Annotated in this window: 1 protein-coding gene; it reads left to right on the plus strand. The window is 60.9% G+C overall.

Annotated features, from left to right (window positions below):
• Window positions 1–820 (plus strand): DUF932 domain-containing protein (locus AC1D00_RS43205; RefSeq protein WP_477014937.1); only part of this gene is annotated, 820 nt, incomplete at its 5' end.
• Window positions 821–885: the final 65 nt, after the last annotated feature.

Consider the following 885-nt stretch of genomic DNA (forward strand, 5'->3'; position numbering starts at 1 on the left):
GCAACATGGTTTGCTGACACACCGCGCCGAGCTCGTGAAAACCCTCGAAGCCGATAACGGGCGGGTCGAGCTTCGCGCCGTCACCGGTCCGKACTATGGCCGTATCTGGGACCATGAGCTTGTCGCAGCCGTGATGAAGATCGCTGGCAACGGCACCGGCGACACGCGGTGGAAGGTGCCGGGCGTGCTGGATTGGTCAACCATGACCCACAATCCCTTTGTGGACGTGACCAAGGACACGACGACGCTTTACGCCAGCGACCGTGACGTGTTCCTGTTTCTGGTCGATGACACCAACCCGATCGAGGCGGGGCGGCTGCCGGATGGATCGCCGGATTTGTATTTCCGGGGATTTTATTGCTGGAACAGCGAAGTTGGCAGCAAGACGCTCGGCATTGCGAGCTTCTACCTTCGCGCCGTCTGCATGAACCGCAATCTGTGGGGCGTGGAGAATTTCGAGCAGATCACAATCCGGCATTCCAAATTCGCGGCGCAACGCTTCGCGCATGAGGCGGCGCCCGCCCTGACAAGCTTTGCCAATTCCTCACCCGCGCCGTTCGTCGCCGGGATCAAGGCCGCACGGGAGCGGATCGTTGCTCGCACGGACGAGGACCGGGAAAGCTTCCTCCGCTGGGGCGGGTTTTCAAAGTCGGAGACGACGAAGATCATCGAGACAGTTCTAGCCGAGGAAAGCCGCAAGCCGGAGAGCATCTTCGACTTCGTGCAGGGCATTACCGCATTTGCTCGCGGCAAGGCTCATCAGGACACGCGCCTTGAACTAGAAGGCAAGGCAAAGCGCTTGATGGAGCGTGCAATCTGACACTGTAAGCCGCGCAATTGGGAACGGTTGCGCGGCTTCCCTCAATGCCCGATGCGCCGCCGCCG

It is taken from the genome of Bradyrhizobium sp. P2_E8, assembly GCF_056403875.1.